This window comes from Aromatoleum toluclasticum ATCC 700605, from assembly GCF_000378245.1.
In the GTDB taxonomy this organism is placed as follows: domain Bacteria; phylum Pseudomonadota; class Gammaproteobacteria; order Burkholderiales; family Rhodocyclaceae; genus Aromatoleum; species Aromatoleum toluclasticum.
Map to the genome: position 1 here is coordinate 291,358 of NZ_KB899491.1, position 25,311 is coordinate 316,668.

Annotated in this window: 25 protein-coding genes and 2 riboswitches; of the genes, 5 read left to right on the forward strand and 20 right to left on the reverse strand. The window is 67.7% G+C overall.

What is annotated here, in order from left to right:
• The first annotated feature begins 19 nt into the window (after nt 1-19).
• The 3 genes from thiD (F464_RS0101380) to hemL all read left to right on the forward strand — a co-directional run bounded on the left by thiD (F464_RS0101380) (nt 20) and on the right by hemL (nt 2,992).
• Nucleotides 20-991: a bifunctional hydroxymethylpyrimidine kinase/phosphomethylpyrimidine kinase gene (thiD, locus tag F464_RS0101380; protein ID WP_018987974.1), complete on the forward strand. Its 972-nt coding sequence runs from the start codon at nt 20-22 to the stop codon at nt 989-991.
• The gene (thiE, locus tag F464_RS0101385; protein ID WP_018987975.1) at nt 972-1,616 is read left to right on the forward strand and encodes a thiamine phosphate synthase; all 645 of its coding nucleotides are present in this window, start codon (nt 972-974) and stop codon (nt 1,614-1,616) included. Before thiD (F464_RS0101380) ends, thiE begins: the two co-directional genes overlap by 20 nt.
• A gap of 92 nt (nt 1,617-1,708) precedes the next feature.
• On the forward strand, nt 1,709-2,992 hold the full coding sequence (gene hemL / locus F464_RS0101390; RefSeq protein WP_018987976.1) for a glutamate-1-semialdehyde 2,1-aminomutase: 1,284 nt from the start codon (nt 1,709-1,711) through the stop codon (nt 2,990-2,992).
• Between the two features lie 144 nt (nt 2,993-3,136).
• On the opposite strand, the gene mgtE is transcribed toward hemL, so the two are convergent.
• From mgtE to F464_RS0101490, 19 genes are all read right to left on the reverse strand, one after another.
• A complete protein-coding gene (gene mgtE / locus F464_RS0101395) occupies nt 3,137-4,579 on the reverse strand; it encodes a magnesium transporter (RefSeq protein WP_018987977.1) in 1,443 nt (480 codons plus the stop codon).
• Between the two features lie 136 nt (nt 4,580-4,715).
• Nucleotides 4,716-5,408 (reverse strand): monofunctional biosynthetic peptidoglycan transglycosylase, encoded by a 693-nt coding sequence (gene mtgA / locus F464_RS0101400; protein ID WP_018987978.1) that lies wholly within the window; start codon nt 5,406-5,408, stop codon nt 4,716-4,718.
• Nucleotides 5,405-6,238 (reverse strand): shikimate dehydrogenase, encoded by an 834-nt coding sequence (gene aroE / locus F464_RS0101405; RefSeq protein WP_018987979.1) that lies wholly within the window; start codon nt 6,236-6,238, stop codon nt 5,405-5,407. Before aroE ends, mtgA begins: the two co-directional genes overlap by 4 nt.
• 8 nt (nt 6,239-6,246) lie before the next feature.
• A complete protein-coding gene (locus F464_RS0101410; protein ID WP_018987980.1) occupies nt 6,247-7,200 on the reverse strand; it encodes an energy transducer TonB in 954 nt (317 codons plus the stop codon).
• A gap of 12 nt (nt 7,201-7,212) precedes the next feature.
• Nucleotides 7,213-9,126, reverse strand: coding sequence for a ribonuclease catalytic domain-containing protein (locus F464_RS0101415; protein ID WP_026295649.1), 1,914 nt, complete (start codon nt 9,124-9,126; stop codon nt 7,213-7,215).
• Between the two features lie 70 nt (nt 9,127-9,196).
• The gene (rarD, locus tag F464_RS0101420) at nt 9,197-10,093 is read right to left on the reverse strand and encodes an EamA family transporter RarD (RefSeq protein WP_018987982.1); all 897 of its coding nucleotides are present in this window, start codon (nt 10,091-10,093) and stop codon (nt 9,197-9,199) included.
• On the reverse strand, nt 10,090-10,941 hold the full coding sequence (locus F464_RS0101425) for a class I SAM-dependent methyltransferase (RefSeq protein WP_018987983.1): 852 nt from the start codon (nt 10,939-10,941) through the stop codon (nt 10,090-10,092). The genes rarD and F464_RS0101425 overlap by 4 nt, the downstream gene beginning before the upstream one ends.
• Nucleotides 10,938-11,525: a YqiA/YcfP family alpha/beta fold hydrolase gene (locus F464_RS0101430; protein ID WP_018987984.1), complete on the reverse strand. Its 588-nt coding sequence runs from the start codon at nt 11,523-11,525 to the stop codon at nt 10,938-10,940. The genes F464_RS0101425 and F464_RS0101430 overlap by 4 nt, the downstream gene beginning before the upstream one ends.
• A gap of 62 nt (nt 11,526-11,587) precedes the next feature.
• Nucleotides 11,588-12,412 (reverse strand): undecaprenyl-diphosphate phosphatase, encoded by an 825-nt coding sequence (locus tag F464_RS0101435; protein ID WP_018987985.1) that lies wholly within the window; start codon nt 12,410-12,412, stop codon nt 11,588-11,590.
• A 111-nt stretch (nt 12,413-12,523) separates the two neighbouring features.
• Nucleotides 12,524-12,778 carry a YkgJ family cysteine cluster protein gene (locus F464_RS0101440; RefSeq protein WP_018987986.1) on the reverse strand — a complete coding sequence of 85 codons (255 nt, stop codon included), beginning with the start codon at nt 12,776-12,778 and terminating at the stop codon, nt 12,524-12,526.
• Between the two features lie 3 nt (nt 12,779-12,781).
• Complete coding sequence (locus tag F464_RS0101445; protein ID WP_018987987.1) at nt 12,782-13,309, reverse strand: DUF2478 domain-containing protein; 528 nt, start codon at nt 13,307-13,309, stop codon at nt 12,782-12,784.
• Between the two features lie 89 nt (nt 13,310-13,398).
• Complete coding sequence (locus F464_RS30780; RefSeq protein WP_018987988.1) at nt 13,399-13,545, reverse strand: hypothetical protein; 147 nt, start codon at nt 13,543-13,545, stop codon at nt 13,399-13,401.
• A gap of 125 nt (nt 13,546-13,670) precedes the next feature.
• Nucleotides 13,671-14,672 (reverse strand): c-type cytochrome, encoded by a 1,002-nt coding sequence (locus F464_RS0101455; RefSeq protein ID WP_018987989.1) that lies wholly within the window; start codon nt 14,670-14,672, stop codon nt 13,671-13,673.
• 269 nt (nt 14,673-14,941) lie between these two features.
• A complete protein-coding gene (thiC, locus tag F464_RS0101460) occupies nt 14,942-16,858 on the reverse strand; it encodes a phosphomethylpyrimidine synthase ThiC (RefSeq protein ID WP_018987990.1) in 1,917 nt (638 codons plus the stop codon).
• Nucleotides 16,859-16,962: 104 nt separating this feature from the next.
• Nucleotides 16,963-17,799, reverse strand: a complete 837-nt coding sequence (gene thiD, locus F464_RS0101465) for a bifunctional hydroxymethylpyrimidine kinase/phosphomethylpyrimidine kinase (protein WP_018987991.1) — start codon at nt 17,797-17,799, stop codon at nt 16,963-16,965.
• Between the two features lie 69 nt (nt 17,800-17,868).
• A riboswitch (TPP riboswitch) is annotated at nt 17,869-17,972 on the reverse strand.
• 72 nt (nt 17,973-18,044) lie between these two features.
• Nucleotides 18,045-18,653 carry a hypothetical protein gene (locus F464_RS0101475; protein WP_018987993.1) on the reverse strand — a complete coding sequence of 203 codons (609 nt, stop codon included), beginning with the start codon at nt 18,651-18,653 and terminating at the stop codon, nt 18,045-18,047.
• Between the two features lie 8 nt (nt 18,654-18,661).
• Complete coding sequence (locus tag F464_RS0101480) at nt 18,662-19,276, reverse strand: SCO family protein (RefSeq protein WP_018987994.1); 615 nt, start codon at nt 19,274-19,276, stop codon at nt 18,662-18,664.
• A gap of 24 nt (nt 19,277-19,300) precedes the next feature.
• On the reverse strand, nt 19,301-20,788 hold the full coding sequence (locus F464_RS0101485) for a cbb3-type cytochrome c oxidase subunit I (RefSeq protein ID WP_018987995.1): 1,488 nt from the start codon (nt 20,786-20,788) through the stop codon (nt 19,301-19,303).
• 12 nt (nt 20,789-20,800) lie between these two features.
• Nucleotides 20,801-21,331, reverse strand: a complete 531-nt coding sequence (locus F464_RS0101490; protein ID WP_018987996.1) for a cupredoxin domain-containing protein — start codon at nt 21,329-21,331, stop codon at nt 20,801-20,803.
• Between the two features lie 194 nt (nt 21,332-21,525).
• On the opposite strand from F464_RS0101490, the gene F464_RS0101495 reads away from it, so the two are divergent.
• The gene (locus tag F464_RS0101495; RefSeq protein WP_018987997.1) at nt 21,526-22,866 is read left to right on the forward strand and encodes a sigma-54 interaction domain-containing protein; all 1,341 of its coding nucleotides are present in this window, start codon (nt 21,526-21,528) and stop codon (nt 22,864-22,866) included.
• Nucleotides 22,867-22,892: 26 nt separating this feature from the next.
• On the opposite strand, the gene F464_RS0101500 is transcribed toward F464_RS0101495, so the two are convergent.
• Entirely contained in the window at nt 22,893-23,471 is a 579-nt protein-coding gene (locus tag F464_RS0101500; RefSeq protein ID WP_018987998.1) for a TMEM165/GDT1 family protein, read from the reverse strand.
• A 1-nt stretch (nt 23,472) separates the two neighbouring features.
• Nucleotides 23,473-23,653: riboswitch (yybP-ykoY riboswitch) on the reverse strand.
• 247 nt (nt 23,654-23,900) lie between these two features.
• Here F464_RS0101500 and F464_RS0101505 point away from each other — a divergent pair.
• A complete protein-coding gene (locus F464_RS0101505; RefSeq protein WP_026295651.1) occupies nt 23,901-25,295 on the forward strand; it encodes a surface-adhesin E family protein in 1,395 nt (464 codons plus the stop codon).
• The last annotated feature ends 16 nt before the right edge of the window (nt 25,296-25,311 follow it).

Below are 25,311 nucleotides of genomic sequence, written 5' to 3' on the forward strand. Positions count from 1 at the left end.
GTAGCCGGCAGATTCCCACATGCCCCTCGGATTTACCGCCGTTCCCCCTGTCGTGCTGTGCTTTGCGACCAGCGACGCGACTGCCGGCTCCGGCCTCCAGTCGGATGTCCTGACGCTGGCGAGCATGGGATGTCATCCCCTGTCCGTCGTGGCGGCGATCTCGGTGCGCGACACGCGCGGCGTCGAGGAGCTGCTGGCGCTGGATGCCGACGCCGTCGATTCGCAGGCGCGCGCCTTGCTCGAGGACATCCCGGTTCAGGCCTTCAAGCTGGGCATGCTCGGCAGCGTCGAGAATGTTGCCGCGATCGCCGAGATTCTTTCCGATTATCCCGATGTCCCGCTGGTGCTGGAACCGGCGCTGTCCATCGTGGATGGCGAGGACGCCGCGGGCGAGGACATGCTGGCGGCGCTCGTGGAGCTGGTGCTCCCGCACGTGACGGTGCTGGTCGCGAGCCGCAGCGAGGTGTTGCAGCTGGCCGCCTTGACGCCCCCGGATGAGGGTGACGACGAGGGCGGCGAGGCCGTCGACGCCGACGAGTTCGGGGAACTCGGCGAGCTCTTCGAGGGCGCGAGCGCGGACGTGGGCGAGGACGAGGCCGACGATGAAGACGCGGGCGAGGATGAGGACGACGCCCTGTCGCTTGCGGATGCGATCGCGCGCGTGCTCGGACGGGGCGTGGAGTACGTGCTGCTGACCGGCGCGGGCGAGCCCGGGCCGCAGCTCATCAACGTGCTGGTGGGGCGCGAGGGCGTCGTGCGCACGGATGCATGGGAGCGCCTGCCGGGCCGCTTCCTCGGCGCCGGCGCGACACTGGCCGCCGCGCTCGTGGGCGCGCTGGCGCACGGCATGACGGTGGCCGAGGCGGTGCGCGAGGCGCAGGAATTCACTTGGCAGGCGCTGTCCGGCGGGTATCGGCCGGGCATGGGCATGGCCATTCCGGACCGGTTTTTCTGGGCGAGGGCGAACGAGGATGACGATGGCAAAGCGTGACGACGCCTTGCGCGGCCTGTATCTGATCACTCCCGACACGACCGACAGTGCGGCCCTGCTGATCGGGGTCCGGCGCGCCCTCGCGGGGCGGCCCGCCTTGCTGCAGTACCGCAGCAAGGATGCCGATGCATCGCTGCGGCGCCGGCAGGCGGCGGCGATCGCGGCGCTGTGCCGCGAGGCCGGTGTGCCCTTCATCGTCAATGACAGCCTGGAACTCGCCCTCGCGGTGGGGGCGGACGGCGTGCATCTCGGGCGCGACGACGGCGATCTGCGTGCGGCGCGCGCTGCGCTGGGACCGGAGCGCATCCTCGGCGTGACCTGCTACAACGAATGGGCGAGGGCGGAGGAGGGGACCGCCGCGGGAGCCGACTACGTCGCCTTCGGTGCGGTGTTCGCATCGCCGACCAAGCCCGCCGCAGTGCATGCGCCGCTGGAACTGCTGACCCGAGCGCGCCGTGAGCTGAAGCTGCCGGTCGCGGCGATCGGCGGCATCACGCTGGACAATGCGCCGCAGGCGATCGCTGCCGGAGCCGACCTGCTGGCGGTGATCTCCGACGTTTTCGATCATCCCGATCCGGGCGGCCGCGCGGCCGCGTATCGAGCGGCCTTCGGGCTGTCCGGCTGAGTCTCCCGGGCGGTTCGCCGCCGTTTTCCAGCAGCTCCCCTTTTCAAACACTTTCCTCTTTCCTCTTTGCCAATCGACGAGTGCAAACCGACATGACGAGCAAGAACGAAGTCCTCTTCCAGCGTGCCCAGAAAACCATCCCCGGTGGCGTCAATTCGCCCGTGCGGGCCTTCCGCTCGGTCGGCGGTGCGCCGCGTTTCATCGAGCGTGCGCAGGGCGCGCGCGTATGGGATGCGGACGGCAAGGACTACATCGACTACGTCGGCTCGTGGGGGCCGGCGATCACCGGTCACGCCCACCCGGCCATCGTCGAGGCGGTGCGCGAAGCGGCCCTGCGCGGGCTGTCCTTCGGCGCGCCGACCGAAGCCGAAGTCGAGATGGCGGAGCTGATCTGCGAGCTGATGCCGTCGATCGACATGGTGCGGCTGGTGAGTTCGGGCACCGAGGCGACGATGAGCGCGATCCGTCTGGCGCGCGGCTTCACCGGACGTGATGCGATCATCAAGTTCGAGGGCTGCTATCACGGTCACGCCGACAGCCTGCTGGTGAAGGCGGGCTCGGGCCTGCTGACCTTCGGCAATCCGTCGTCGGGCGGCGTGCCGGCGGACTTCGCGAAGCACACGATCGTGCTCGACTACAACGATCTGGGGCAGATCGAAGACGTCTTCAAGGCGCGTGGCAACGAGGTTGCTGCGGTGATCGTCGAGGCGGTCGCGGGCAACATGAACCTGATCAAGCCGCTGCCGGGATTCCTCGAAGGGCTGCGCGAGCTGTGCACGAAGTACGGTGCGGTGCTGATCTTCGACGAAGTCATGACCGGCTTCCGCGTCGGGGCGCAGGGCGTGCAGGGCCTTTACGGCATCACGCCGGATCTCACGACGCTGGGCAAGGTGATCGGCGGCGGCATGCCGGTGGGCGCTTTCGGCGGGCGCCGCGACATCATGAACCACATCGCGCCGCTGGGTTCGGTGTATCAGGCCGGCACGCTGTCGGGCAGTCCGGTCGCGGTGGCGGCGGGCTTGGCGTCGCTCAAGCTCGTGCGCGAGCCGGGCTTCTACGACAAGCTCGCTGCGCGTGCGACGCAGCTCGTGGAGGGGCTTTCGGCGGCCGCGCTCGATGCCGGCGTGAGCTTCTGCGCCGATTCGGTCGGCGGCATGTTCGGGCTGTACTTCGCCGCGCGCGTGCCGCGTTCGTATACGGAAGTGATGGCCTCGGATCGCGACACCTTCAACCGCTTCTTCCACGCGATGCTGGAGGCGGGCCATTACTTCGCACCCTCCGCCTTCGAGGCGGGCTTCGTGTCGGCGGCACACACGGCTGCCGATATCGAGGCGACGATTGCGGCGGCGCGCGAGGTATTTGGACGGGTGGGCTGAGGGGCGCGCGGCTATGTGGGAGGGGCTTTAGCCGCGAATGGGCGGTATCGCCCGTTGCCGGGCTGATTCGCGGCTGAAGCCGCTCCCACAGGAAAATTGGCGCCCTTTCGCGGCTGAAGCCCCTCCCCCGAAGGGGCAGGCGTCCTACAGCAGGAACAGCGTCGCCAGCCCGAGGAAGATGAAGAAGCCGCCCGAATCGGTGAGGGCGGTGATCAATACGGAGCCGCCCATGGCCGGGTCGGCACCGAAGCGCAGGCGCACCATCGGGATCAGCACGCCCGCACAGGCCGCGAGGAGCAGGTTCAGGGTCATCGCGGCAGTCATCACCGCGCCGAGCGACGCGCTGCCGTAAAGGAACCATGAGAGGATTCCGAGCAGCCCGCCCCACAGAAGTCCGTTGACCAGCGCGACGCCCATCTCCTTGCGCATCAGGCGTTGCATCGCGGTCTGTTCGACCTGGCCCATCGCGATCGCGCGTACGATCATCGTGACCGTCTGGTTGCCCGAGTTGCCGCCGATGCCGGCGACGATGGGCATCAGCGCGGCCAGCGCGACCAGCTTCTCGATTGAGCCCTCGAAGGCGCCGATCACGCGCGAGGCGACGAAGGCGGTGACGAGGTTGATCGCCAGCCACGCCCAGCGGTTCTTCACCGAATCCCATACGGAGGCGAAGATGTCTTCCTCCTCGCGCAGACCGGCTTGGCTGAGGATCTCGTGTTCGGATTCCTCGCGGATGAAATCGACCACGTCGGCGACGGTCAGGCGGCCGATGACGCGCTTCTCGGCGTCGATCACCGGCGCGGAAACAAGGTCGTAGCGCTCGAAGGCCTGGGCCGCGTCGTCGGCTTCGTCCTCGGGTTCGAAGCTGATGACGTTTTCCCGGTGCATGACCTCGACGACGACCATCTCGGGGTCGTTGATGAGCAGCGATTCAAGCGTCAGGATGCCTTTCAGGTGGTCTTCGCGGTCGATCACGAAGAGCTTGTCGGTGTGGTCCGGCAGCTCGTCGAAGCGTCGCAGGTAGCGCAGCACGACCTCGAGCGTGACGTCCTCGCGGACCGTCACCATGTCGAAGTCCATCAGCGCGCCGACCGATTCCTCCGGGAAGGACATCGCCGCGCGCAGCTGTTCGCGCTCCTCGCTGTCGAGGGACTGGAACACGTCCAGCATGACCTCGGGCGGCAGGTCGGGCGCGAGGTCGGCGAGCTCGTCGGCGTCGAGGGTCTCCGCCGCGGCCTTGAGCTCGTGCGGGTCCATCGTCTCGATGAGGGACTCGCGCACCGCATCGGAGACTTCCAGCAGGATGTCGCCGTCGCGCTCGGCCTTGACGAGGTCCCACACGAAGAGGCGGTCCTGGTGCGGCAGCGCCTCGAGGATGTAGGCGATGTCCGCGGGGTGCAGCGAATCGAGCTTGGTCTGGAGTTCGGCGACGTGCTGCTTGTGGACGAGGTTCTCCACCAGCTCGTGGCGGGGCATGTCCTGCCGATGGACGAGATCTTCCACCACCTTGTGGCGTGCCAGCAGCTCCTGGACTTCGCGCAGGTGCTGCTGGATGTCGTCCGGGTGGCGTTCGTCCTGCTCGCTCATCGGCGCCTCCGGGTGGTGTGGGGTTCGGTCGTAAGGCGCGAATTCTACGGATTTCGCGATGCTCTTGCGACCCCGGAAAGCCGAAAATGTTGCAACGCGTCAGCCGCCCGCTGTCGCGCGGCCCCGGAGGCCGCGTTCAGGGCACCTGGGCGTAGGCCATGCGCCCGCGGATGCGTGACGCGTGGGCTGCCAGCCGCGGGCCGAACTGCTTCTCGTACTTGCGCGGGTTGGGCAGCATCACTGCGAGGTGCGCGGCCTCGTCGGGACCCAGCCGACCGGCGGGAATGCCGTAGTAACGGCGGGCGGCCGCTTCGCAACCGAAGATGCCGGTGCCCCACTCGACGACGTTGAGATACACCTCGAGGATGCGACGCTTGCTCCACACGACCTCGATCATCACGGTGATGACCGCTTCCTGCGCCTTGCGGAAGTAGCTGCGCGTCGGCGACAGGAACAGGTTCTTCGCGAGTTGCTGGCTGATCGTCGAGCCGCCCGCCACCGCGCGGCCCTTGCGTTGGTTCTTCTCCAGCGCGCGCTGGATGCCTTCCCAGTCGAAACCCTCATGGTCGACGAAGCTGTCGTCCTCCGCGGCGATCACGGCGCGCTTGAGGTTGACGGAGATGCGTTCGTAGGGCACCCACTCGTGGCGCAACTCGGCATCGGGGCGCTTCTCCTGCAGCTCGTCGCGGCGGATGTCCATGAAGCTGGTGCTGGACGGGTTGAAGTGGCTCCACCACAGGACCAGCGCGAAGATCCAGACCTGGTACAGCAGGAAGACGGCGATGAGCGCCACGCCCACCCAGCCGGCGCGCCGCAGGAGCGTCTTCATCTGCCTTCGATCTGGCGTCGCAGTCCGGCGAGGACCGGGCCCGTGGCGGGGCGTACGCCGCGCCACAGCAGGAAGCTTTCTGCAGCCTGCTCGACGAGCATGCCGAGGCCGTCGGCAAGGCGAGCCGCGCCGTCATTGCGGGCGGCGACGAGGAAGGGGGTGTCGCCGCGCCCGTACATCATGTCGTAGGCCAGCGCGCCCGGGGTGTACAGGCCGGGCGGCAGCGGGGGCGCCTCGTCGGCGAGGCTTGCGGCGGTCGCGTTGATGACGACGTCGAACTGCGAGCCGGCGAGGTCCGCGAAGCTGCCGGCTGCGAGCGGCGTGTCGCCGGCGGCAGCGGTGAATTCGGCGACGAGTGCCTCGGCGCGCGAGACGGTGCGGTTCGCGAGCGTGAGGCCGGCAGGGCCGGCGGACAGCAGGGGTAGCATCACTCCGCGTGCGGCGCCGCCTGCACCGAGCAACAGGATGCGGCGGCCGGCGAGCGGGCAGTCGAGGTTGTGCGTGAGGTCGCGCACGAGGCCCGCGCCGTCGGTGTTGTCGCCGTAGATGCCTTCCGCGTCGAACTTGAGGGTGTTCACGGCCCCGGCGGCCTGCGCGCGCGGCGAGCGGCGCTGCGCGAGGGCGAAGGCTTCGAGTTTGAACGGGACCGTGACGTTGCAGCCGCGCCCGCCGGCGGCGCGGAAGTCGGCGACCGTCGCGGCGAAGCCGTCGAGCGGCGCGAGCAGCGCCTCGTAAGTCAGCGTCTGCGCGGTCTGGGCTGCGAACGCCGTGTGGATCACCGGGGACTTGCTGTGGGCGATGGGGTTTCCGATGACGGCGTAGCGGTCCATGGGCGTGTCTAGTTGGCGGTAAGCCGGTCGGCGTTGGTGAAGGTCCAAGTCCTGACGATCTCGACGATGTCGGTGTCGGTGCGGATGTCGTTCGGGAAGGCGGAGAAGGGGGCGGCGAGCGTGACGATGCGTTTGGCGGCCTCGTCCAGCACGGGTTCGCCCGACGAGCGCTGCACCTCGATGCGCTCGACCGACCCGTCCGCGCGGATTGCGACGAGCAGCAGCAGGCTGCCGTACAGGCGCCCGCGAGCGGCATCGGGGTAGTTGAGGGTGCCAACGCGCTCGATCTTCTGGCGCCAGTCTTCCACGTACTGTGCGAGGCGGTATTCCTTGGCCTTCGCGCCGATGAACTTCCGGCGCGGCCGCTTGGCGTACTCGTCGAGCTTGCGGTCGATCTCGGCCTCGAGGCGCGCGGCGGCGGCTGCGCTGTCGAGCAGGTCGAGGCCCGAGGGCTTGGGGTCGATGGCGGCCGGGTCGGGCTGCTGCACGGCGGCCTGGGTCTGCACTGCCGACTTCTGCGCCGTCATGACCTCGGGGCGCGCGGCGCTGCGATCCGAAGTACGCTTGTGGGACTCCGTGAGGGTGTCGCCGTCGCGTTGGGTGGGTTGGGGCGGCAGCGGCGACTTCGGCCGTGCGTTCTGCTCACTGTTGCCGCCGCCATCGAGGTTCGCCTGGGCGAGGACGTCGGCCTTTTCCGGGGCACGGGCGTGGCGCGCGTTGACCAGCACGACCTCCAGTCCGCGGTCGAGTTCGCGCGGCCGCGGCCCGCGGTCCATGCTGAAGCCGACCGACAGCACCAGGGCATGGATCGCGACGGACAGCAGGAAGGCGATCGCGAGCAGGATGTCGCCCTGCAGGACTCCGCTTGCGCGTCCGGCGGGCAGGGGAGCGGCGGTCATGCCCGCGGGGCGTGCCGGGCCGCCGGCCGTGTGCGGGGTGCGAAGGTCGTTGTTGCGGTCCATGCCGTCCGGTGTTCAGTTGCCTTCGAGCGCTGCGTCTGCAGCTTCGTCGGGATCGGGCTCGGCGAGCATCTCGACGAAGCGTGCGCTGATGTCGACGTCGAGCAGGTCGCTGTGCTCGACCGTCAGGCGCACGCGCGTGCCCGACAGCATGACCGGCAGCGAGGGCACCTTGACCATCAGCGGGATCGCATCGAGGCGTACGAGGTTGTCGCGCAACACCTTGCCGTCGACGGCGACGCCGGGTTGCTGGCGCAGCCAGCGCAGGCACCAGTAGCGCTCCATCTGGCGCTGGAAGTCGGCGTAGGCGGCGTAAGTGACGTCGAAGTCGCGCATCGCCGCCATCAGGTCGGCGGATTTCGGCGCGAACGCGGGCGCTTCGTCGCGCAGCACCGAGACGATCTGCCACTGGTTGACCATGTCAACGTAGCGGCGCAGCGGCGAGCTCGACCACGCGTAGCAGTCCACGCCGAGGCCGTCGTGCGGGCCGGCGGCGGTGGACATGCGCACCTTGCCGCCGCTCTGCACGCGGTACAGGCCGGGGATGCCGGCTTCGTCGAGGAGCTTGCCCCAGGTGGAGTTGGCGAGAATCATCATCTCGGCCACCAGCTTGTCGAGCGGCGAGCCGCGCTTGCGCTGGGTGATGGTGACGTGGCCGGGACCGTCCGCGGTGTGCGTCTGCCAGTCGACGTAGAAGTTGAAGTCGATCTGGTTGCGGTTGTCCTCGGCCTTGCCGCGGCCGGCTTCGAGCACGTTGGCGAGATCCCACAGCAGGGTCAGCTCGCGCTTCCACTGGAAGTCCGGGCCGTCGCCGTGGTCGTGCAGGATCTGTTCGTTGAACAGCGGCTCGATGTCGTGGTGGCGCAGGTTGGCGACGATGGGCACGCGTTCGACGACGGTTTCGTGGCGCTGGACGGCGAGCGCCGCAGTGACGTCGAGGTACAGCGATACGGCGGGGCAGTCGCGGCCGGCGGCGAGCGTGAAGGTCTCGACGACGGCATCGGGCAGCATCGTGATCTTGTTGCCCGGCATGTACACGGTGGACAGGCGCCGGCGCGCGATGGCGTCGAGCGAGGATCCGCGCGCGAAGCCGAGTGCGGGTGCGGCGATGTGAATGCCGATGCGCCAGCCGCCGCCTTCGCGCGGTGTCACCGAGAAGGCGTCGTCGATCTCGGTGGTGGTGGCGTCGTCGATCGAGAATGCGGCGACCCGCGCGAGCGGAAGGTCCGCGGGATCGAGCGGCTTGTCGAAGGCCGGGAAGGCAGTGCCGTCCTCGAAGTGTTCGAACAGGAAGCGGTTGTAGTGGAAGTCGTAGCTCGACGCGAGGGCGCCGCAGTTGAGCAGCAGGCGCGGCGCAGACAGCCCTGCATCGACGCACGCGGCTTCGAAGGCCTTGGTCTCGACGCGGTTGCGGTCCGGGCGGTAGAGGAGCTGCGGCAGCATCGTGGCGATCTCGGGCGGCATGCGGCCCGCGACCAGTTCGGCGCGCATGCGCTCGATCGCCTCGGCCTGCTGGCGCTTCTTCTCCAGGCCGGCGAGCGCGGCCTGCAGGATGTCGGCGGGCGCCTTGCGGAAGCGGCCGCGGCCCTTGCGGTGAAAGTAGATCGGTGCCGAGTGCAGGCGCAGCAAGACACTGGCGGATTCGACGGCGTTCGGCGCGTGGCCGTGGTATTCGGCGGCGAACTCGTCGAAGGTGAACTCGTCGTCGCCGCACACTTCCCACAGGAAGGCGGTGTCCAGCTCCTCGGCGCCGGCTTCGGCGCGGTTGAGCAGTTCGCCCGGCGACGGCTCGCGGAAGCGCATCAGCACGTGGCTGCCTTTCAGCTTCACGCGCTTGCCGTGGGAGGTCTCGACCTGCAGCGAGGAATCGTTATCAGCGAGGATGCTGCCGGCCTTGAAGGCCCCATCCTCTTCGAACAGCACAAACATCTGAACCGCCATACAAGAGCAAGCCCGACAGTTTAATGGATTCGACCGTCGGGCGCAGAGGGGGCGCCGACTATCGTGTCGCGCGGTTCGCCCGCAGCATGTCCACGGAATAGACGGCGAGTGCGGCCCAGATCAGTGCGAAGCCCGCCAACTGGCCGGCGTCGAAGGGCTCGTGGAAGACGAACACCGCGAGCAGGAAATTAATGCTGGGCGCGAGGTATTGCACGAAGCCGACCGTCGACAGCGGCAGGCGCTGCGCGCCGATCGCGAACAGCATCAGCGGCACGGCGGTGAGCACGCCGGCGAGCGGCAGCAGCGCGTCGGTGGCAAGCGCCTGGCCGAACTGCAGGGTGCCGCGGCTGGCGAGCCAGGCCAGCCAGCCGATCGCGAGCGGCGCGGTGACCAGGGTCTCGACGAAGAGGCCGTTGATCGCATCGACCGGGGCGCGCTTGCGCAGCAGTCCGTACAGGCCGAAGGTGATCGCGAGGAAGAGCGCGATCCACGGCAGGGTGCCGACCTGCCACACGCGCCACGCGACGCCGGCGCAGGCGAGCGCGACCGCGGCCTGCTGCAGCGGTCGCAGGCGTTCGCCCAGGACCAGTCGCCCGAGCAGGATGCTCACCAGCGGATTGATGAAGTAGCCGAGGCTCGCTTCGAGCAGCTTGTCGGCCGAGATCGCCCACACGAAGACCAGCCAGTTGCTGCCGGTGAGAGTGGAGGACAGCGCGAGCAGGCCGATCAGGCGCGGTTGGGCGGCGAGGCGGCGCAGGCCGTCGAAGCCGCGCCACAGCGCGAGCAGCGCGAGGAGGAACACGACCGACCAGAGCACGCGGTGCGCGACGATTTCGCCGGGCGACACGCTGCCGACCGCCTTGAAGTAGAGCGGCATCAGCCCCCAGATCGTGAAGGCGATCAGCGTCGCGATGACGCCCTGGCGGCGTCGGTGCGAATCGGCGGCGGCGCTCATGCGACGGCGGTCGCGACGAGCGCGAGGGCGTCGACGGTGTAGCTGCTGCCGTCGGCGCTGCGATGGCCTTCGAGGTCGGCCGCGACGGCTGCGCGCAGGGTGTGCCGGGTCGCTTCGGGCAGGCGCGACAAGGCCTCGGCCGCGCCGCCGGCGAGGTCGAGGAAGGCCTGCCAGTAGTTTTCCGCGTCGGTGAAGCGGCAATGGAAGGGGCAGGGCGCGATGCGCACATCCGAGAAGCCCGCCCCGGTCAGGGCGGCCGCCAGCGTGGCGGCTTCGCCGAAGCGGAACACCGAGGGACGGGCCACCCTGGGCGGCGGGAGGATCCGGGCGATGCAGTCCTGCGCGCGCGAAATCAGCGGCACGGCCTCGCGCGGCCCCCACACGGAGAGTGCGATCCGTCCGCCCGGCCGCAGCACGCGGCGCATCTCGGCGAGGGCCTGCTGCGGGTGCGGGAACATGAAGAGCGCGAGGCCGGCAAGCACGCGGTCGAAGCTCGCGTCGGGCAGGCACAGGTGTTCGGCGTCGGCGGCGGCGAAGCCGAGCGCGCCGGCCTTGCCCTCGGCAGCCGTGCGACGGGCGCCTTCGGCGAGCATGCCGTCGGCGATGTCGCTCGCAAGCACCCAGCCGCCGGGCGCGATGCGCGCAGCGGCGTCGCGGGCGAGGAGCCCCGGGCCGCTGGCGAGATCGAGTACGGTCTGTCCCGGTGCGAGGTCCGCCGCGTCGAGCAGCGCCGTCGCGAGGTCCGCGCGCAGGTGGGCGCCTTCGGCGTAGCGTTCGGCGATGCGATTGAAACCGGCGCGCTCCTGCGCCTTGAAGCGGCGCGCGTCGAAGTCGGCGGGCGCGCTCATCGTGCGGCGAGCCCGGCGAAGGCGATCACGTCGTCGAGGTAGTCCGTCCAGCGCGAGAAGCCGTGATCGCCGCCTTCGAGCACCGTCTGACGCGCTCCGGCGTACTTCGCGACGGCGTCGCGGTAGTCCAGCACCTCGTCGCCGGTCTCGACCATCAGCCAGAAATTCTGCGGGCGCGCGATCGTCGCGACGTCCATCGCGCGCAACTGGGCGATGTAGCCGTGCTTGAAATCGAAGGTTTCGCCCGTGTACAGATTGGTCTGCGGGCCGACGTAGGCTTCCAGCGACAGCGGCGCGACGACGGCCGGATTCACGAGCACGGCCTTGAGGTCGTGCTTCTCGGCGAGGTGTGTGGCGTAGTAGCCGCCCAGCGAGCTGCCGACCAGCGTGGGCGGGACCTCGGGGCGTTCCGCACGGCAACGCGCGATCCGGCGCTCGACCAGCGCAATCGCGGCGTCCGGCTCGGGCGGCAGCAGCCCGCACCAGAATTCCTCGTCCAGCCCCTTCGCACGCATGTGGCGTTGCAGTGCCTGCGCCTTGATCGACGCGGGAGCGGAGCGGAAACCGTGCAGGTAGATGATCATCGCGTATGCAGGGGCAGGAACGGAGCCCCTAGTTTAACCACGTACGGCGGCTTTCCGGTCGCTCACGCCTCGCTCCAGGCGACGAGGCCGAACTTCCACGTCGCCAGCACGATGAGGCCGAAGACAATGCGGTACCACGCGAAGGCGATGAAGGTGTGGTTCGACACGAAGCGGATGAAGGTCTTCACCGCCCACATCGCGGCGACGAAGGAGGCGACGAAGCCGACCGCGAACACCGGCAGGTCGCTGGCGTGGAGCAGGTCGCGCGCCTTGTAGAGGTCGTACACGGTCGCCGCGAACATCGTCGGGATCGCGAGGAAGAACGAGAACTCGGCGGCCGTCTTGCGCGACAGGCCGAAGACCAGCCCGCCCATGATGGTCGCGCCCGAGCGCGAGGTGCCGGGAATCATCGCCAATGCCTGCGCGAAGCCGATCTTCAGTGCGTCGGGCCAGCGCATCTCCTCGACGGCATTGATGTGCGGATGGTAGCTGCGCTTTTCCAGCCACAGGATCACGAAGCCGCCGATGATCAGCGCAGTGGCGACGGTGAGCGGGTTGAAGAGCAATTCCTTGATCTTCGAGTGGAACATCACGCCCAGCACGGCCGCGGGCAGGAAGCCCACGATCAGCAGGCCGACGAAGCGCCGGGCGCCGGGATTGTTGACGACACCGGTCGCGACGCGCACCAGGCGCTCGCGATAATCCCAGCACACTGCGAGGATCGCCGCGAACTGGATCACGATCTTGAACACCTTGCTGGCTTCGTCGTTGTAGCCGAGCAGATCGCCGAAGATGATCAGGTGGCCGGTCGAGGAGATCGGCAGGAATTCGGTGAGACCTTCAATGATGCCGAGGATCAGTGCGACGAGGTAGTGGGACAGGTCCATGGATCGGGGGGCTGGCTTCCGGACGAAACCGAGCATGATACCCGCGGGCCGTGGCACGAAAGTTAAATTGCATTCAGTTGCAGAGTGCGACGTGCAAGGTTCAGGGGGCGCTCAGGGAGCAGTGAGTGCTTCGAGTTCGCCCAGCCAGCGGATCGCCGCCTCGCGATGCGCGCCGCACATTTGCTGACTCGGCGCCAGGCTGCCGCATACCGCAGGGCGGCGCGGATCGCCGAAGAGGCGGCAGCGGTCGGCTTCGTCGAGCTGGATGCAGCGCGCGCCCGCGGGCTTGCCGTTTTCCATGCCGGGGATGGCGCTGGAGATCGACGGCGCGATGCAGCAAGCCGCGCAGGCCGGGCGGCATTCCATTTTTCAGGCGTGCGCTGGCAGCGTACGCCACCAGGCGAGGATGTCCTCGACCCTGGGTTCGAGAAGCGTGGATTGGCCGCCGGTGAAGTGCTGCCATTCGGCAAGGAAGCGCTCGCCCACGGCGGTGATGACCGGCACGCCACTTGTCACGGCCATCGCCATCTCGGTCCGCAGTCCCGCACCGCTCACTTCCTGCGCGCCGAACTTGTTGATGAATACGAGTTCCGCGCCGTGTTCGAGCGCACCGCGCACCGCGACTGCGGCATGCGCGAGCGCATCCGGATCGAGGCGACAGGCCTCGGAGCCGCTGCCCAGGTCCTGCGACAGCGCGAAGCGCTCGCCGGATGCGAGATCCTCAAGTTCCATGCCGCAGGGATCGTCGATTGTCGTCGGGATGTCGTGCTGCAGAATGCCGCCGAGCCGCACGCCCGCGCCGGCGAGCGCGCGCGCGGCCTCGAGGAGCACCGGTTCGATGTGGTCGGAGGGGCGATAGACGATGGCGGCGATCGGCAGGAGCGGGTCGGTGGTCATGGCGGCGGAGCGCGTGGGTGATCCGTCATTGTCTCACCCCACGGCGTTCGTGCGAAACAGCGGACGCGTGGTCCCTCGCCATGCCTCTGTCAGTAGCCGCCGCCCCCGCCCCGCATGCTGTCGCGCGAGGGGCTCGAGGACGACGTGCCGTCCTTCGTGGTTGTCGCGCATCCGGTGGCGGTCGCGAGAAGGGCCGTGATGAGGGCCGTGAACAGGACTGTAAGCAATCTGCGCATTGCGGAATCCTCCATCGACAGCGCCCCCGGCCCGCCGCCGCTGCGGCCGGTGCCGGCGGGACGCAGATATTGGAGGGAGCGACGGGTGCGAAGTTCGACCCGCCGCGGACCGGGGCAACCGGACCTCAGCGCGCCGCGGCGGTTTCGCGGGCGGTCTTCAGCGCGTCGGCACGCTGCTTCGCGAGGTCCTGCAAGGGCGGATAGGGGCCATAGCGGTGCTGGTCGGCCGAGGCACCGTCGACATAGGGCGGGAAGGCGGCATCCACCGGCTTGTTCCAGCGTGCCGGGAAGTCATTGTCAAGGCCGGCCTTGATCGGGCGCGGCTTCGACAGCACGTAGCCGGCGACGTCGAAGGCTTCGTCGTCGCTCAGAACCGGGGTCTGGTGGGTGGTGCCCTGCGGCATGTTGTGCCTGATGAAGGCGGCAGCGGTCAGCATGCGGTTCATGCCGGCGCCGTTGTTGAAGGTGTCCTTGCCCCACAGCGGCGGGAACGCATAGCCCTCGGCGTCGCCGACCTTGCCGCGGCGCTGGCCCTGTCCGTCGATGCCGTGGCAGGCGACGCAATTCTTCGCGTACACGGCCTCGCCGGCGGCGAGGTCGGCGCGGCGGTTGGGCGCCTTGATCGGCTTGGCGCCCGCACCCTCCAGCTTCGCGCCGATCGGCAGGCCGCGGGACACGTAGTGGATGTAGCTTGCGAAGGCCTTCATCTCGCGCGAGTCGAGCGGCAGCGGCCGGCCGTTCATGCTGCGCTCCATGCAACCGTTGACGCGCTCCTCGACCGAACTGATCGCATCCTCGCGTGCCCGATACTGCGGGAAGGTCGCGGCGACCCCGACCCATGGCATCGCGTAGGGTTTGGTCGCGTCGTTCTGGTGGCAGGACGTGCAGGCGAGGTTGTTGCCGGCCAGGCGCATCTTGCGATCCTGCACTTCCGGCCCGATGACCGCGAAAGTGCGGGTCGTGAGTTCGTGGCCGTAGCGCACGAGTTCGCCGTAGGCGTCGTGCGGCAGCGCCTCGAGCGTGGGGGCCGGGCGGTCGATCAGGCTGACTTTCTGGGCTTCCTGGGCAAATGCCGGCGCCGCGGCAAGCAGGAGCCCGAGGGCCGTCGTGGTGATACGCGCTTCCATGAAGCTTCCTCTCTGTCGTGTAAATAAATTATTAAATGCTTATATGACTCTATCTACTCGACCTGCCGAATACAACAGCTGGAACGGCTCGAATGCCCGGTTTGGGCTCGGGGTTTACCTCTATGGATCAATGGATTGCGCCGCCGCTTCGCGAGTGGTGGCGATGAGCGGGCGCGGTTCGGGGCGGCTGCCCCGGTGCGCGGACGAGGCAAAAAAACGGGCCGCCAGTCCTGCGTCCTGGCGGCCCGTCCTCGTACGTCGGTGATGCCTCAGATCTTGCTATACACCTCGGCGCCGGCCTTCACGAACTCGACCGACTTCACTTCCATCCCCTTCGCGAGCGCCTCTTCGTCCTTGAGGCCTTCCTTTGCCGCGAAGTCGCGCACGTCCTGCGTGATCTTCATCGAGCAGAAATGCGGGCCGCACATCGAGCAGAAGTGCGCGACTTTGGCCGATTCCTTGGGCAGCGTCTCGTCGTGGAATTCCTTCGCCTTGTCGGGATCGAGGCCAAGGTTGAACTGGTCTTCCCAACGGAATTCGAAGCGCGCCTTGGAGAGTGCGTTGTCGCGGATCTGCGCGCCGGGGTGGCCCTTCGCGAGGTCGGCGGCGTGCGCGGCGAGCTTGTAGGTGATGATGCCTTCCTTGACGTCGTTCTTGTCGGGCAGGCCCAGGTGCTCCTTGGGGGTCACGTAGCAGAGCATCGCGGTGCCGTACCAGCCGATCTGCGCCGCACCGATGCCGCTGGTGATGTGGTCGTAGCCCGGGGCGATGTCGGTGGTGAGCGGTCCGAGTGTGTAGAAGGGCGCTTCCTTGCAGTGCTCGAGCTGGAGATCCATGTTCTCCTTGATGAGATGCATCGGCACGTGGCCCGGGCCTTCGATGATGGTCTGCACGTCGTGCTTCCACGCGATGTCGGTGAGCTCACCGAGCGTCTTCAGCTCGCCAAGCTGCGCGTCGTCGTTGGCGTCGTAGATCGAGCCGGGGCGCAGGCCGTCGCCGAGCGAGAAGGCCACGTCGTAGGCCTTCATGATCTCGCAGATGTCCTCGAAGTGCGTGTAGAGGAAGCTTTCCTTGTGGTGCGCGAGACACCACTTCGCCATGATCGAGCCGCCGCGCGAGACGATGCCGGTCATGCGGTTGGCGGTCATCGGCACATAGCGCAGCAGCACGCCGGCGTGGATCGTGAAGTAGTCGACGCCCTGCTCGGCCTGCTCGATCAGCGTGTCGCGGAAGATCTCCCAGGTCAGGTCCTCGGCCTTGCCGTTCACCTTCTCGAGCGCTTGGTAGATCGGCACCGTGCCGATCGGCACGGGCGAATTGCGGATGATCCACTCGCGCGTCTCGTGGATGTTCTTGCCGGTGGAAAGATCCATCACCGTGTCGCCGCCCCAGCGGATCGACCAGGTCATCTTGTCGACTTCCTCGGAGATCGACGAGCCGAGCGCCGAGTTGCCGATATTGGCGTTGATCTTTACGAGGAAGTTGCGGCCGATGATCATCGGCTCGCTTTCCGGGTGGTTGATGTTGTTGGGGATGATCGCGCGGCCGCGGGCGACTTCGCTGCGCACGAACTCGGGCGTGATCTCCTCGGGGATGGATGCGCCGAAATGCTGGCCCGGATGCTGGCGGGTCAGCAGCTTCGCCAGCTTCTCGCCGGTGGGGCCGGTGGCGCGCAGCGTCTCGACATAGGCCGCGCGGTTCATGTTCTCGCGGATCGCGACGTATTCCATCTCGGGCGTGATGATGCCCTTGCGCGCGTAGTGCATCTGGCTGACATTCGCGCCGGCTTTGGCGCGGCGCGGATGCCGGTGCAGACCGGGGAAGCGCAACTCGTCGAGGCTCGTGTCGGCGGCGCGCTGGCGGCCGAATTCCGACGACAGGTCGGCGAGGACCTCGGTGTCGCCACGCTCCTCGATCCACTGCTGGCGCAGCGCAGGCAGTCCGGAGCGGATGTCGATCTTGGCCGTCGGGTCGGTGTACAGGCCGGAGGTGTCATAGACGAAGATCGGCGGGTTCTTCTCGCCGCCGAAGGCGGTCGGCGTGTCGGCCTGCGAGATCTCGCGCATCGGCACGCGGACGTCGGGGCGTGAGCCTTCGACGTAGATCTTGCGCGAGTTCGGCAGCGGCGCGATCGCGGCCTCGTCGACGTGCGCCTTCGCGGCGATGAATTTTTCGGTGGCGTTCATGGTGCTGTCTCCTGGGGGATTCGCTTGACGGCTTATTGGGTTCGGGGGACGGATGCCGCACGGAGCGGCGGGGGCGGTATTCGGATAGCGTGGGCCGGCGATGCTCAGCCGCGCCACAGCGCGTGGAAGTGATGGACCGGGCCGTGGCCGCTGCCGACCGACAGCGCGCCGGAGGCGGCGATCGCCCGCAGCAGGTAGTCGCGCGCATCGCGCACGGCGGACTCCACGGGACGCAGGCCGCCGACACGCTGCGGCAGCAGCGCGGCGATCGCCGAGGCCAGCGTGCAGCCGGTGCCGTGGGTGTTCTTGGTCTCGATGCGCGGCGAGGGCATTTCGATCATGCGGTCGCCGTCGAACAGCAGATCGACGACTTCGCTCCCCGGCAGGTGGCCGCCCTTGAGCAGCACCCAGCGCTCGCTTGAGAGCGGCAGCATCTCGCGCAGGCGCTCGGCCGCGCGGTACATTTCCTTGACCGTCTCTGGCGGGCGCTGTTCGAGCAGCACGCCGGCTTCGGGCAGGTTTGGCGTCAGCAGGAAGGTGCGCGGCAGCAGCGCCTCGATCAGCATCGCGACGGCGTTGCGGGCGAGGAGGTGATCGCCGCTCTTCGCGACCATCACCGGGTCGCACACGACGTTCGGCGCGTCGAAATGCGCGAGCCGGTCTGCCACCGTCGCGACGATGTCCGCGCTGCCCAGCATGCCGAGCTTCACCGCGTGAATCCTGACGTCGGCGAACAGGGTGTCGATCTGCAGGCGCAGGAAGTCGGTCGGCGGCGTGTGGATGCCGGTCACGGCCTGGGTGTTCTGCGCGGTGAGCGCCGCGACGACGCCGCAGCCGTAGGCGCCGAGCGCCGAGAAGGCCTTGAGGTCGGCGAGCAGCCCTGCGCCGCCGCTGGGGTCGACGCCGGCGATGGAGACGACGTTCGGGATCGCGCGGCTCATCGGCGCACCAGACGCATGCAGCGGACGGACGAGCGACTCGAAGCGGGGAGGGATGAAACGGACTTGCGGGTGTTCATGAATGCGTTTCCCTACGCCGGCGTGACCCGGATCAGGTTCAAAGGGACTGTCTCAGCCCGCACATCCGATACGTGCGGGCACCCCTAACGGAACTTTGAACGTTACCCGAGCCGGTCCGTGCAGGCAAGCGCTTTTCTGCCCAAAGGAGGTGCGCCGTCTTGCGTGTGTTAGCGGCTGATAATATTCGCAGGCGCCGCGCGTGACCTGTCGCACTCCGGGTCGCCGCCGACGAACAGCGAGGCGAGCCACCCGGCGAACAGCAGCAAAGCGAGCTTCACCATCAGCCAACCGGCGCTTGCCTGCTGGTCGACCAGATAGCTGTTGCACACCCGCAGCGGGGCGGCGATGTAAAGCCAGCCGAGCACGGCGAGCATGCTGATGAAGTTGGTCCAGATGAAGCCACGGCCGATCGCGCCGAGCCGCCGCCACGCGAGCGCGAGCGGCAGGCCGACGAGCGCAGGCAGGCTGACGAACTTCGCCGCTTCGACGAGCGGGCTGGCGAGCGCGTCGTCGAGCGCGCGTGGCAGCATCCACCAGGTCGATGCGAACAGCGCGACGACGACGTGCGGGACCGGGCCGCCCGCGGCAGCGAGCAGCGTTTCCTGCCATGCATTGGGGAGCAGGCGGCAGGCGGCGAAACCGAGCGCCGCGAGCAGCGGAATCTGCACCAGCATGTGGCCGCTCATCGTCGCTTCGAGCCATGCGCGCGCCGCCGGCGTCGCGAGCAGCAGGTACAGCAGGCAGAGCGCCCGAAGCCCGAGGTCGGCGCGCATCATGAAGAGCCTCACAGGGCCTCCCGCAGCCGGTCGGCGAAGCGGTCCGGTGCGTCGAGATCGGCAATTTCGGCGAGCCGGCCGTCGCGGCCGACGAGATGGATCGCGGCGTTGTGCTCGAATTCGCCAAATTTGTCGGCAATCACGACGATGCCGAAGGCGGCGAGCAGCGCCTCGAGCTGCGCCGTGTCACTCACGCGCGCGATCCGCCAGTGTTCGCCATCGGCGCCGTGGCTGCGGCCGTAGGCCTTGAGGCTCGGCGGGTCGTCGCGGGCGGGGTCGAAACTGATGCTGAGCAAGGCGACATCGCGCCCGAGTGCGTCGGGCGGCAGGCGGTCGCGGAGCTGTTTGAACGCCACGCCGAGGCTGCGGCAGATCGTCGTGCAGCGCGTATAGATGAATTCGACCGCCAGCAGCCGCCCACGGTAGTCGTCGAGACTGAAGACGCGGCCGTCCTGGTCTTCGAGGACCGCCGCGGGCAGCGCCCGCGGGCTGCGCAGGATGTCCGCCCGCCGCGCCGCTTCGGCGGTGAAGGCGGTGAAGCCGTCGGTGCCCCGCCAGAAAACGCCGGCGCCGAGGACGGTCACCAGCGTCGTGACGAGGACGGTGCGCGCGATCGCTTTCATGCGCGGCGACTCACGCCAGCGGTTTCACGCGACCGCGCTGCGTGCGACCGGCGCACGCTGGTAGTCGTGCCGCGCCAGGCCGATGCGGGCGAAGAAGCGGCCGACGAACAGCAGCGACGAGGCGATCACCAGCACGGCGAACACCGACGCGATGCGGTCGTACGGCACCCATTCGGGCAGGTGGGCGGCGTAGCGGCGGGCGACGCTTTCCTTGCCGGAATACAGGAAGCTCAGCGTGAAACCGAGCACCGACGACGTGAACAGCCAGAACGCGATGCGGTCGATCAGGCGGTCGTCGGCCTCGTGGTCCGGCTTGCCGAGGTAGTACATGAAGCCGAACACCATCGCGACCATGCCGAGCAGCAGATAGGTGTGGAAGTGTCCCGGCACCCACAGCGTGTTGTGCATCACGTAGTTCACCGTGATCGTGCCGTCGATGAATGCCGGCATCGCGCCCGCGGCCCAGCCGAACAGCGACAGGAATAGCAGCTTTGATGCCATGTCCCAGCGGATGCCAGAGCGATAGACGATCATCAGCGCGCCATAGCCGGTGACGACGAGGATAGGCACGGTGTTCAGGTAGCCGATGATGTGGCCCATGATCAGCATCCACTTCGGGAACGCGAAGTCCATCAGCAGGTGGTGCGGGAAAATGAACAGCACCATCAGCGTCGACGCGGTCCACGAGGCGAGGAACACCTTGTTCGACTTCCACGGCCGCTGCGTGTAGCGCGGCAGGATCTCGTAGACCGCGATCACCGCCATGTAGATCGTCGCGTTGATGAAGACGTGGCCGAAGAAGTAGATCATCCCCTTCGCCAGTAGCGCATCGATGGCGAAGCCGGGCACGTAGAGGTTCACCAGCATCATCGTCAGGATGCTCGCGCCGACGACCAGGCCGATGACGTTGACGATCGTGACCATCGCGCTCGCCACCACCGTCGGCGGCGGCGCCTTGCCGTCGTCGTGGCCGAAGAGCTGTGGCCAGCCGAGCGCGCGGGCGAAATTGCCGTAGCGCGCGACGATCGCGCGGGCGACGTCCAGGTGCAGCAGCAGGAAGCCGACGCCGATCACGAGCAGTCCGCCCATGAAGAGCGCCGCTGCGTCCGCACTCCACATGCCCATCGACTTGCCGGGCAGCGGGAACAGGAAGGTCCATGCACCGTGGAAATGCCCGAGCAGCACGCTCGCGAGGATCATCACGACCCCGGCGAGGAACAGCACGAGGTTCGCGATGAAGATGCGCGACGACAGATCGACGTACTGGCGCAGGAAGTGCCACATCACCGACGCACCGGCGATCGCCGCGATGCCCACCATGCCGGCGCCGTGCAGGGTCATCAGCTGGTAGAAACGGTCTGCGCCGATCGAGATCCACTGCGCCTGTTCGAGGCGCATCAGCAGGCCGAAGACCATCATCAGCAGCAGCACCGCCGCCGAGGTCGCCAGGTAGGCCAGCACGCCGGCCTTCGCCCCGTGGTCGGGGCGGTGTTCGTATGCGTAGGTCGCCATGTTCGTGTCCCCTTACCGAGCGTCGACGCGGATTTCGGTCATCATGTTGTGGTGGGCGACGCCGCAGTACTCCATGCACAGGATGCGGTACGTCCCCGGCTCCTCGAAGGCGTGGCGCAGCGTGTTGGTGTAGCCGGGCATCCCCTGCGTCTGCGCTACCAGATGCAGGTTGGCGTCGTAGATGCCGAACCCGTGGTTGACGTCCGCGCTGGTGACGCGGAACTCGACCGGCTGGCCGGCGGTGACGTGGTCCTGGCTCAGTTCCCAGCGCCACTGGTAGCCGGTGGCCTCGACGACCTGCACGGGTCCCGAGCCGCTTCGGGCACGCGCGGCGTCATAAGGCAGATCCATGAGCGTGTAGATCATGGCTGGTCCGAACACCAGCACGAGGCCCCAGAAGAGACGGGTGCGCAGGCGGTAGGCGCGCTTCTGCAGCGGCGTGTAGTCGTCCTGCCGTCGGCCGGAATTGATGGCGACAAAGGCGAAGCCGAACGCCACGAGCGTCATCAGCGCAAGTGATAGCTGCCAGGCGATGGGTTGCACGATGGGTTCTCCTGTCCAGGTGGTTGCGATCGGGACGAGGTGTCCCCTTGGGACGTGTATAGCCAGTGCCGTGCCATCTTTTTCAACTGATTGATACCAATCATTTTTCAGGAGCGGCGGCGATGTTCAAATGTGTTCATCGATCCACACTGAACGTTCATTGCGAACGTTCAATCTGAACGGAAGGCAATCACATGCCGAGCCTGGCCACCCTGCGCGTGTTCCTCGACAGCCTCGAAGAAGGCGTCCTGTTTCTCGATGCCGACCGGCGTGTGCTGGAAATGAACAGTGCGGCCGGCCGCATGATCGGACGCGACAATCCAAGCGTTGTGGATCAGCTGTGCCCGACGCTCTTTTTCGGCACCGAATGCGCGCGCGCATGCGAAGCGCGCGGCCAATGTTCGCTGACCCCGGCGAAGGGCGAGGACGACAAGGTGCAGGACATCGTCCTCAAGAACCCCGCGGGCCTCGACATCCCGCTGCGCATGTGGGCGATGTTGCTGCCGCCGAACGATTCCGGTTTGTACTGCGCGATCATCCTGCGCGACCGTTCACGCGAACTCGAACTCGAAGCCGAAGTGCGCGACCGCTGGCAGCTCGGCGGACTCACCGGCCGCAGCCGTGCCATGCAGGAGCTCTACCAGAAGGTGTTGCGCGTCGCGGCGAGCGAGGCCAACGTGCTGATCACCGGCGAAAGCGGTGTCGGCAAGGAACTCGTCGCCCGTGCGCTGCACGACAACTCGGTCCGTGCGAAGGGGCCGTACGTCGCCGTGCATTGCGCTTCGCTGCCGGAGAGCCTGCAGGAGTCGGAACTGTTCGGCCATGCGAAGGGCTCTTTTTCCGGTGCTACGGCCGCGCGGATCGGTCGTTTCGAAGCGGCCAACGGCGGCACGCTGCTGCTCGACGAAATCGGCGAAATCTCCCCCGCGACGCAGACGCGGCTGCTGCGCGTGCTGCAGGAGCGCGAGGTCGTGCGTGTCGGCGAGAACCACCCGCGCAAGGTCGACGTCCGTGTCGTCGCCGCAACGCATCGCGACCTCGCCACGATGGTCGGCTGCGGAGAGTTTCGCGAGGATCTGTACTACCGCCTGCACGTGCTGCCGCTGCACGTGCCGGCCTTGCGCGAGCGCCGCGAGGACATTCCGCTGCTCGCGAGCAGGCTGCTCGGCGAGCTGGGCGAACGTTACCGGCGGCCCGACCTGCGGTTGTCGCCCGAGGCCATCGGCATGATGGAATCCTTCGTCTGGCCGGGCAACGTGCGCCAGCTTTTCAACGCGCTGGAATACGCCGTCGTCAACGCCGACGGCCCGGCGATCCTGCCGCGGCACCTGCAACGGGAACTGGCGGTGTCCGTTGCGGCACCGCCTCCCGCCGCCGTGCCGCTGACCCGCTATTACGCGTCACGCCTGACTGAAGACGAAGAGCGCGCGCAGATCCTTCGCGTCGTCGAAGAGTCGGGCGGCAACAAGGCCGAAGCCGCTCGGCGTCTCGGCATGTCGCGCACGACCCTGTGGAAGCGGCTCAAGTCTGCGTGAAGCTCCATGCCGAGGTTGGTGGCGCCTCAGCGCATTCCGACGCCGATCAGCGCCGCAACGCCGAGTGCGCCGAAGATCGCCGCCGCGATGCCGTGCACGAGCTTCACCGGAATGCGCTGGGCGGCGCCGTTGCCGAGAAGCACGGCCGGCACGTTCGCGATCATCATGCCCAGTGTCGTGCCGGTAACGACCGCCGCAAACGCGTCGTATTGTGCGGCCAGCGCGACGGTCGCGATCTGTGTCTTGTCGCCCATCTCGGCGAGGAAGAATGCGACGATGGTCGTGGCGAGCACGCCGAGCTTGGGTGCGGTGATCTCGTCTTCGTCGAGCTTGTCCGGAATCATCATCCACACCGCCATCGCGATGAATGAGAGCCCCAGCACCCAGCGCAGCACGTCCGGGCCGAGCAGGGTGGTGATCCAGGTGCCGACCGCGCCGGCGAAGGCGTGATTCGCGATGGTGGCGATGAATATGCCGGCGATGATCGGCCACGGGCGGCGGAAGCGCGCGGCGAGCATGAATGCGAGCAATTGCGTCTTGTCGCCGATTTCGGCGAGCGCGACGATGCCGGTGGAGACTGCAAGGGGTTCGAGAGGGAAGTTCATCAGGTTCTCCGGGCCGGCGCATGACCGATGACCGCACGCCTCCCCGGCCCGAACAATCGGAGAGCATGCGGTCAAAAGTCTCGCCAGGTCCGAGGACTGGCCACGCCATGCCCGGATGGGCAAGTTTGTTGACGTGGTCCCTCCGAAGGGCTCGGAGGCGGCTACTCCCTAATGACGGCGCGGATTGTAACCGCATGCCCGCAGTGAAGGGAAGGGACGCGTGCAGGTGAGGCTAAAGATTCGCGGATTGCTGCCGAAGATCTCCGCATGGAGGATCCGGCCGTTGCCGGGTCCGTTGATGAATCCCGACAAAATTCCGTTCGGGCCGAGTGTGCCGAAGCCCTGTCAGCGCCCTTCGATACACTCAGGGCGAACGGGCGTGTCTGACCCTAAGATCGATCCATCGCGTTGTCCGACTTCCTGCCCGCCATGACTGCTCGCTTCCCCGTCCGTTACGCACTGATCGCGGCCCTCCTGCTGCCGGGTTTCGCTTCGGCCGAGCAGACCTGGGACCTGGTCGTGCGCGACCGCGAACGCACGGTCGAGATCGACCGATCGAGCGTGATCCAGTCCGACGGCGGCCAGAAGGTCGCTTGGGCGCGTATCGTCCTGTCGCCCGAACGTGCCGCGATCGAGGGCTACGTGTCGGTGAAGGCGATGAACCGCTACGACTGCTACAACCGCAGCTTCTTCACGCTCAAGCGCGTGTACATGGACGAGCGCCACGTCGTCCTGCGCGAGGAGGGCGGCCTCGACGAGAGCCCTGTGCTGGCGGCACGCAACAGCGTGGACGAACGCCTGTGGCAGGAGGTGTGCAAACCGCCTTCGGTCTCCGAACTGAAGAAAATTGCGCGCGACGTGACCGCGATTGCCGAGGCCGCGAACGCCGACGTCACCCCGCTGGTGCCCCTTAGCCGTTCGGTGGCCGTGCCGACCGACACCCCCGCGCGCGAGACCGAGCGCATCGCTCGTCAGGCGCGGAGTCGGGTGCCGGCAACCGAGACGAAAGCCGTACCGGCGGAACCCTCGCCTTCGGCGAAGAAAGCATCATCGCCGCGACGCAGTGCGGCACCTTCCTCCGAGGCCGTCGCTGCGCTCGCGCCTGCGCCGTCCCGGCTGTCGTCCGTCCCTGACTTCGCTTTGCGGCGTCCCGAATGGAGCTACGAAGGCGACACAGGCCCCGACAAATGGGCCGCGCTGCGCCCGGACTGGGCCGTCTGCGCCCAAGGCAAGCGCCAGTCGCCGATCGACCTGCGCAACGGCATCAAGGTCGACCTCGAAGCGCCGCGCTTCGACTACCGCGAAACCGGTTTCCGCATCGCCGATACCGGCCGCACGCTGCGCGTGCACGTCGGTGCCGGCATGGGCGTGGTGCTGCGCGGCCAGCGCTACGAGCTGGAATCCTTCGAATTCCACCGCCCCTCGGTCGAACGCATCGGCGGCCAAGCCTCCGACATGGTCGTGCACTTCCGTCATCGCGACGCCGCCGGCAACATCGCGATCGTCGCCGTGCTGCTCGAAGGCAGTGAGCGTCCGCACCCGCTGATCCAGACCCTATGGAACAACCTGCCACTGGAGCGCGGCATGGACTACACGCCGACGGTGACGATCGACCCCGCCCAGTTGCTGCCCGCGTCCTCGGGGCATTACCTCTTCATGGGCTCGCTCGAATCCCCGCCCTGCACCGAAGGCGTGCTGTGGGCGGTGATGAAGGAGCCGCTCCACCTCTCGTCCGAACAGCTCGCGATCTTCGCGCGCCTCTACGCCCGCAACGGCCGCCCGATCCAGCCGCACAACGGAAGACTGATCCTCGAGTCGCGCTGACGAGCCGCATTGTCAG